Annotated in this window: 9 protein-coding genes; 6 read left to right on the top strand and 3 right to left on the bottom strand. The window is 64.5% G+C overall.

Going from position 1 to position 5443, the window contains the following annotated elements:
- Nucleotides 1-13: 13 nt before the first annotated feature.
- Entirely contained in the window at nucleotides 14-139 is a 126-nt protein-coding gene (locus AB4Y99_RS25275; RefSeq protein WP_441525254.1) for a hypothetical protein, read from the bottom strand.
- A 4-nt stretch (nucleotides 140-143) separates the two neighbouring features.
- Between AB4Y99_RS25275 and AB4Y99_RS25270 the strand changes: the two genes are divergently transcribed.
- Genes AB4Y99_RS25270 through AB4Y99_RS25255 form a run of 4 tightly spaced genes read left to right on the top strand, consistent with a single transcriptional unit; the run spans nucleotide 144 to nucleotide 3034 of the window.
- A complete protein-coding gene (locus tag AB4Y99_RS25270; protein WP_441525253.1) occupies nucleotides 144-713 on the top strand; it encodes a carboxymuconolactone decarboxylase family protein in 570 nt (189 codons plus the stop codon).
- Between the two features lie 2 nt (nucleotides 714-715).
- Nucleotides 716-1660: an alpha/beta hydrolase gene (locus AB4Y99_RS25265; protein WP_441525252.1), complete on the top strand. Its 945-nt coding sequence runs from the start codon at nucleotides 716-718 to the stop codon at nucleotides 1658-1660.
- A gap of 17 nt (nucleotides 1661-1677) precedes the next feature.
- Nucleotides 1678-2445 (top strand): enoyl-CoA hydratase/isomerase family protein, encoded by a 768-nt coding sequence (locus AB4Y99_RS25260; RefSeq protein ID WP_441525251.1) that lies wholly within the window; start codon nucleotides 1678-1680, stop codon nucleotides 2443-2445.
- A gap of 58 nt (nucleotides 2446-2503) precedes the next feature.
- A complete protein-coding gene (locus tag AB4Y99_RS25255; protein WP_441525250.1) occupies nucleotides 2504-3034 on the top strand; it encodes a nuclear transport factor 2 family protein in 531 nt (176 codons plus the stop codon).
- Nucleotides 3035-3198: 164 nt separating this feature from the next.
- Here AB4Y99_RS25255 and AB4Y99_RS25250 read toward each other — a convergent pair whose 3' ends face one another.
- Complete coding sequence (locus AB4Y99_RS25250; RefSeq protein WP_441525249.1) at nucleotides 3199-3594, bottom strand: nuclear transport factor 2 family protein; 396 nt, start codon at nucleotides 3592-3594, stop codon at nucleotides 3199-3201.
- 247 nt (nucleotides 3595-3841) lie between these two features.
- The gene (locus AB4Y99_RS25245; RefSeq protein ID WP_441525248.1) at nucleotides 3842-4789 is read right to left on the bottom strand and encodes a LysR family transcriptional regulator; all 948 of its coding nucleotides are present in this window, start codon (nucleotides 4787-4789) and stop codon (nucleotides 3842-3844) included.
- Between the two features lie 79 nt (nucleotides 4790-4868).
- Between AB4Y99_RS25245 and AB4Y99_RS25240 the strand changes: the two genes are divergently transcribed.
- Nucleotides 4869-5051: a hypothetical protein gene (locus AB4Y99_RS25240; RefSeq protein WP_441525247.1), complete on the top strand. Its 183-nt coding sequence runs from the start codon at nucleotides 4869-4871 to the stop codon at nucleotides 5049-5051.
- Nucleotides 5052-5084: 33 nt separating this feature from the next.
- The gene (locus tag AB4Y99_RS25235) at nucleotides 5085-5225 is read left to right on the top strand and encodes a hypothetical protein (protein WP_441525246.1); all 141 of its coding nucleotides are present in this window, start codon (nucleotides 5085-5087) and stop codon (nucleotides 5223-5225) included.
- Nucleotides 5226-5443 lie beyond the last annotated feature (218 nt).

The raw sequence follows: 5443 nt of genomic DNA, 5'->3' as shown, positions 1-5443 counted from the left end.
AGTGAATTCTGAATCAATTCTTCAATTTGCGGCAATCGAATTCCATCTCGTCGCTTTTATTCGACATCATACCGCGCATACGCTCGCGCACGTCGATGACGTGCGACATGGATATCATCGCCGAGCCGTCGAAAGGCATGACAATGCGCCTACCGCTTATCGATCCGACGGATTTCAATCCGCTCCAGCGGGCTCTTTACGACGACATGGCGGCTGGCATCGCCACCGGCTTCAACGCGTTCCAGACCATGCAGCCCGATGGCAGGATGATCGGGCCTTGGAACGTCTCGCTGCATCATCCCGCCGTGGGCAAAGCCTCCTGGGATCTCACCAAGGCCGTCAACGCGATCGGCGCGCTGCCTGCCAATGTGAAGGAGATCGTCATCCTCGTCGTCGGCGGCCACTACCGGGCGGCGTATGAAATCTATGCCCATGTCGCGGTGGCCGAGCGGATCGGCATGCCGTTGGCCCGGATTTCCGCGCTGGTTTCGCATCTCAAGCCGAGCGATCTGGACGAGGCCGAAGGCGCTGCCTTCGACATGGCGCTTGCGCTCTGCCGCGGCGGCCCTGTTTCGGAGCCGACCTGGCGGCTGGCGGTCGCGACGCTGGGCGCGGCCGGCGCGGCCCAGATCGTCTTCCTCGTGGGTGTCTATGCCTTCGTCGCCGCAACGCTGAACGGCTTCGACGTGCCCGCCCCGGCCCCGGAGAGCTGAACATGGCCGGCTCGGACACAACAAAATTGACGATCGAGCAGCACGAGATCGCGTTTGCTGCCGAACCGGGRCTGACCCTGCGCGGCTGGCTCGTTCGTCCCGCCGAAATCACCTCGCCGCTGCCTGCCGTCAGCATGGCGCATGGCTATGCCGGCACCGTGCATCACGGGCTCTTCCCGTTCGCGCGCGCATTTGCGGAAGCCGGCTTCGTCGTCCTGCTGCATGATCACCGCAATTTCGGCCGCAGTGATGCTCCAGAGCCCGGCGACATCGACCCGTGGCGGCAAGTCGCCGACTGGCGCGCGGCGATCTCGTTCCTGGAAAACCAGTCCGAAGTCGATCCGAAGCGAATCGGCTTGTGGGGGACGAGCTATGCCGGAGGGCATGCAATCGTCCTTGGCGCCACCGACCGCAGGCTCAGGGCCGTCGTCGCCCAGGTGCCAACCATCAGCGGCTACGAACAGAGCCTGCGGCGCGTCGATCCGGGCGCGATATCCGGTCTCGAAGCGGCCTTCAGCGAGGATGATCAGCGTCGTTTTCGAGGCGAACCGGGGCAGAGGATCGCAGTCGTCAGCGACGACCGCGATCAACCCGCTGCCTATCGCTCGCCTGACGCGCTGAGCTTCTACCTTCAGGGTCTGCCGGACAGCGTGTGGCGCAACGAGGTCACGCTGCGCTCGGGCCGGGCGGCGCGGATGTACGAGCCGGGCGCCTGGCTCGGGCGCGTCTCGCCTACGCCACTGATGCTCATCGTGGCGATGGCGGACAGCATTACCCTGACCGACCTAGCGCTCGCCGGCTACGAACGCGCGCTCCAGCCAAAGCAGCTCGTGATGGTGCAGGGCGGCCATTTCGACGCCTATCTGTCCCAATTCGCCGTGGCCCGCGATGCCGCTCTCGGCTGGTTCCGCACGCATCTTCACGAATCGCAGGAGGGCAGGCCATGACGCATATTCGCCTGAGCATGGACGACGGTCTCGCCACACTGGTCCTCGCCAATCCGCCGCAAAATCGCATCGGCGGACAGATGATCGACGAACTGGCCGATGCGCTGGATGAAATCGAGCGCGGGGAGGCGCGCGCGCTGCTGGTCCACGCCGAAGGCCCTGATTTCAGCTTCGGCGGCGACATCGTGCGCTGGACGGAGATGAGCATTCGCGAACTGCGGACCTCCTTCGAGACCTATCTGGCGGCGTTCAACCGCTTCGAGCGACTGCCGATACCGACGGTCGTTGCCGTGCAGGGCCTGTGCTTCGGCGGGGGACTCGAACTCGCCGTGCGTGCCGACGTCATCCTGGCCGGCGAGACGGCGCGCTTCGGCCACCCCGAGCAATCGATCGGGATCGTGACCTTGCTGGGTGGCGTCTATCGCGTCGCCGAACGCGCGGGACGCGCGCGGGCGATCGAATGGGCACTCACCTCCGAACAGGTGCCGGCTACCGTGATGCGCGACCATGGAGTGGTCAATCGCGTGGTCGCCGACGGAAATCTCCTGTCCGAGGCATCGGCCTTCGCCAGGAAGGTTGCTGGTGGCCCGACACGAGCCCATGCCGCCCACAAGGCGCTGCTGCGCGTCTGGGCGACGGGAGGGATCGCCGCCGCCGACGAGGCGCTGTTCGACATCGCCATGCCGCTCTTCGAGACCGAAGACGTGAAGTTTGCCCTCGATACCTCGATCCAAGCGTTCCTGGCGGGGAAGCCCCGGCCGGGCTTTTCCTTCAAGGGCCGATGACGTTGCAGCCGTGCCCAACTGCGATAACGACACCCCCGAAGCCACGATTGGCAGGACAATGACCTCCATGGAATATGTAACAGACGGACAAGCGCTCTGGGTCAAGGTGCTTGCGCGCTCGCGCATGGCTGTCCTGACCTGGTCATTCTTCAGTTTGACGATGGCGGCGGCGATGGCCGGCCCGGCGGCAGCGGGCGCGAGCGACAGCGAGGCCCGAGACTTTTTCGTCGGATTCCTGGCCGCCCAGAACGCGCATGACACCACAGCGGTGGGAGCGCTGCTCTGGAATTCGCCCGACATGCTGTGGTTCACGCGCGGTGTCGAGGTGCGTGGCGCGAAGGCCATCATCGAAACGCTCAAGGACTATCACGCTGGTACCTGGCATCTTGAGCCGGACATGGCTCACTTCCGGTCGACGGCGATCTCCGACGATGTCGTCCAGATCCTCGTCCCGATCACCTTTACGCGGGGCCTTGCCGGAAAGCCGTCGCAAGACAATACGTTTCTGATCAGCCAGACGCTGATCCGCAGCGCCGGCGGATGGCGCGTGGCGGCCATCATGCCGATCGCCAACACGCAGTTCAAATAGCCGCGCCCGGAAGCTCCCTATCGGCGATCTCGTTTGGCCGCATCCGCCGACCCTGCGGATCGCCGTCGCTTACCTGAGGCCCCTATGAGGCCCGGCACGCCCGTGAGGCGGCTCTGGCCCCAACGCCCTGATTGGCAGCGCGACGGAGTCGCGCCGCGACCGGTTCAGGCCGGGAATGCCTCGCCAAACATCGGCAAACCGCTCTTGGAGCCGGCCTGCGTCGCTTCGTCCTGCAGCACGTCCCAGTGCTCGGCCAGGATTCCGTCTTCGAGGCGAACGATATCGACGGCAATGAACGGAGCACCGGGACCATTGCCCGAAAAGCGGCCATGGACCATGACGAAATCGCCTTCGGCCATGATCAGCCCGTGCTCATAGGCGAGCGATGCGGGCATGCCTCGGACAAGCCCGAAAAGCCCTTCGCGGCCTGGCGCGATGACGGCGCTGTGCTGGATGTATTTCGGTGACCAGAACCTTTCCGCCGCCACGTAGTCACGCTTGTTGAAGAGCGTATCGAACGCTTCCATAACAATATACTTGTTGTTTTCTTGAGTGTTCACGTCTTCATTTTCCTACGAAAATCACGATCGATCGCGTCAGCGCCGAGTCCTTCGACGTCCCGCACACTGGAAATTGCCGTCATCGACATCCGAGACGAAGTGAAAGCGAAATTCAGAGAATCGCGAAACTATATCAAGGTGTCAGTTGTCGTTCCCGAAAGACGAGAAGCTCTGAACCCGGACCGCGCAAAGGAGAGGCGGCCGGCAATTGCCGATAAAGCAGAGGCGTACCGCCCGCGATATCGGCTCACCCCTCGCGCTGAAGCTCGGTCACAAGGTGCTCGACGATGGCGCGACCGGCGACCCTCGTCGCTCGGCCCATCGGGAAATAGGCGAATACGGGAACGTCCGCCGTCTTCCAATCCGTGAAGAGACGCACGAGCGAGCCGTCCTCCAGCTCTCGCCGGCAGGCCCATCCCGTCGTGGATGTGACGCCGAGCCCGGCGACGGCAGCGGCGATCGCTCCCTCGTTTTCATTGGTCGAGATATGCGGCTGGAGGTCGATCGTCAGGCTTTCGCCTCCGCGCTCGAAGGACCAGGCTGACGCGACCGATGAGGCCGGCCCGCCGACGATCCGATGGTCGCGCAAGTCGGAAGGCCCGTCGSGAGAGCCGGCTCGGGCGAGATAGTCTGGCGAGGCCAGGATGACGCGCGGAATCGTCGCAATGAGCTTCGCGGTGGCTGAGGAATCGATCTGGCGGCCGACCCTGATCGCGACATCGACACCGTCACGCACCAGATCCTGCCGCCGGTCTGCGAGCAGGAGCTGGATATGCAGGCGGGGATGCTGTTCGGTGAAGGCCGAGAGACGGGGAATGACCTCGCGCACCCCGATGCTGGTCGGCATGCTCATGCGCACCAGGCCGCGCAGTTCTCCGCCCTCCCGGACGCTCTGTTCGGCTTCGTCGAGCGCGGCGAGGATCGGCTCCATGCGTGCCAGGAACTCGCTGCCGGCCTCGGTGGGAACCACCGCGCGCGTCGTTCGGGACAACAGTCTCGCGCCGAGGTCCGCCTCGAGGTCGGCGATGATACGGGAGGCCTGCGACTGCGAGAGCCCCGTTTCCCGCGCCGCAGCGGAGAAGCTCCCCAATCGGGCGACGCGCGTATAGAGCTTCAGCGCAAAAATGTCCTTCATCCAGCCGGAGTAGCGCGAAGCCTCCAGAGAGGCCAGAGGCGCGATTGATGTGAACGGCACATAGATCATAGCGGCGCCGGCCGGCTACCGAAGGCCCAGGCACCTCGCCATCCTTGTTCGAGCGACCAAGGAGAGAGCCATGGCCTATCCCAGTTTCACCGGTGATCGCGAGGTCATGCTCGTGCCGAAGGGCGACCGGCATGGGGCGGTCGAAGCCGCGGCGCCAAGCTACGGCCGCGATCGCAACGCATCTGAGGTGTCGGCCAGGATCGCACCGGAACTCGGCACGGACGATCGCTTTGAAGCCGCGAGCCAACAGTAGGCGTGCGGATCGCCTCGTCGGGTGTTCACGATCATGTCCGCAGGTCTGGCAAGCCTCGCCGTCAATCTCTGGATCAGGAGCCGGGTCTCGGACACGCGGATCGCAGCGTTGGTCGGTGCATCCCTCGCTTTGTCCTTCGTCGTCAGCGCGCTTTCCCGTCAGCGCCACGCCTGAATCCCCCTTTCCGGATATCACCATTGACCTGAGGATCATCACGATGACACTCGCCTTCGAACGGCACACCGCACTCGTTGTCCCGGGCCCAGGCCCCGACGTAGCGCCAGCGCCGCCCGCAAATACGGTTCCGCCAGTGCGGCGCAGGGCGCTCTATGCGCTGGCGCTGGGCACTTTCGCGGTCGGTACGGAAGGGTTCATGATCGCAGCGATCCTGC

It is taken from the genome of Allobosea sp. TAB14 (assembly GCF_052113865.1).
GTDB classification, from domain to species: domain Bacteria; phylum Pseudomonadota; class Alphaproteobacteria; order Rhizobiales; family Beijerinckiaceae; genus Allobosea; species Allobosea spartocytisi.
The sequence above is the reverse complement of the archived record's forward strand: the minus strand, read 5'-3'. Positions and strand labels throughout refer to the sequence as shown.

Excerpts from the sequence above, each read along its gene's own strand:
- AB4Y99_RS25275 (WP_441525254.1), bottom strand. The coding sequence starts at position 139 with ATGCCTTTCGACGGCTCGGCGATGATATCCATGTCGCACGTCATCGAC.
- AB4Y99_RS25270 (WP_441525253.1), top strand. The coding sequence starts at position 144 with ATGCGCCTACCGCTTATCGATCCGACGGATTTCAATCCGCTCCAGCGG.
- AB4Y99_RS25260 (WP_441525251.1), top strand. The coding sequence starts at position 1,678 with ATGGACGACGGTCTCGCCACACTGGTCCTCGCCAATCCGCCGCAAAAT.
- AB4Y99_RS25255 (WP_441525250.1), top strand. The coding sequence starts at position 2,504 with ATGACCTCCATGGAATATGTAACAGACGGACAAGCGCTCTGGGTCAAG.
- AB4Y99_RS25240 (WP_441525247.1), top strand. The coding sequence starts at position 4,869 with ATGGCCTATCCCAGTTTCACCGGTGATCGCGAGGTCATGCTCGTGCCG.
- AB4Y99_RS25235 (WP_441525246.1), top strand. The coding sequence starts at position 5,085 with ATGTCCGCAGGTCTGGCAAGCCTCGCCGTCAATCTCTGGATCAGGAGC.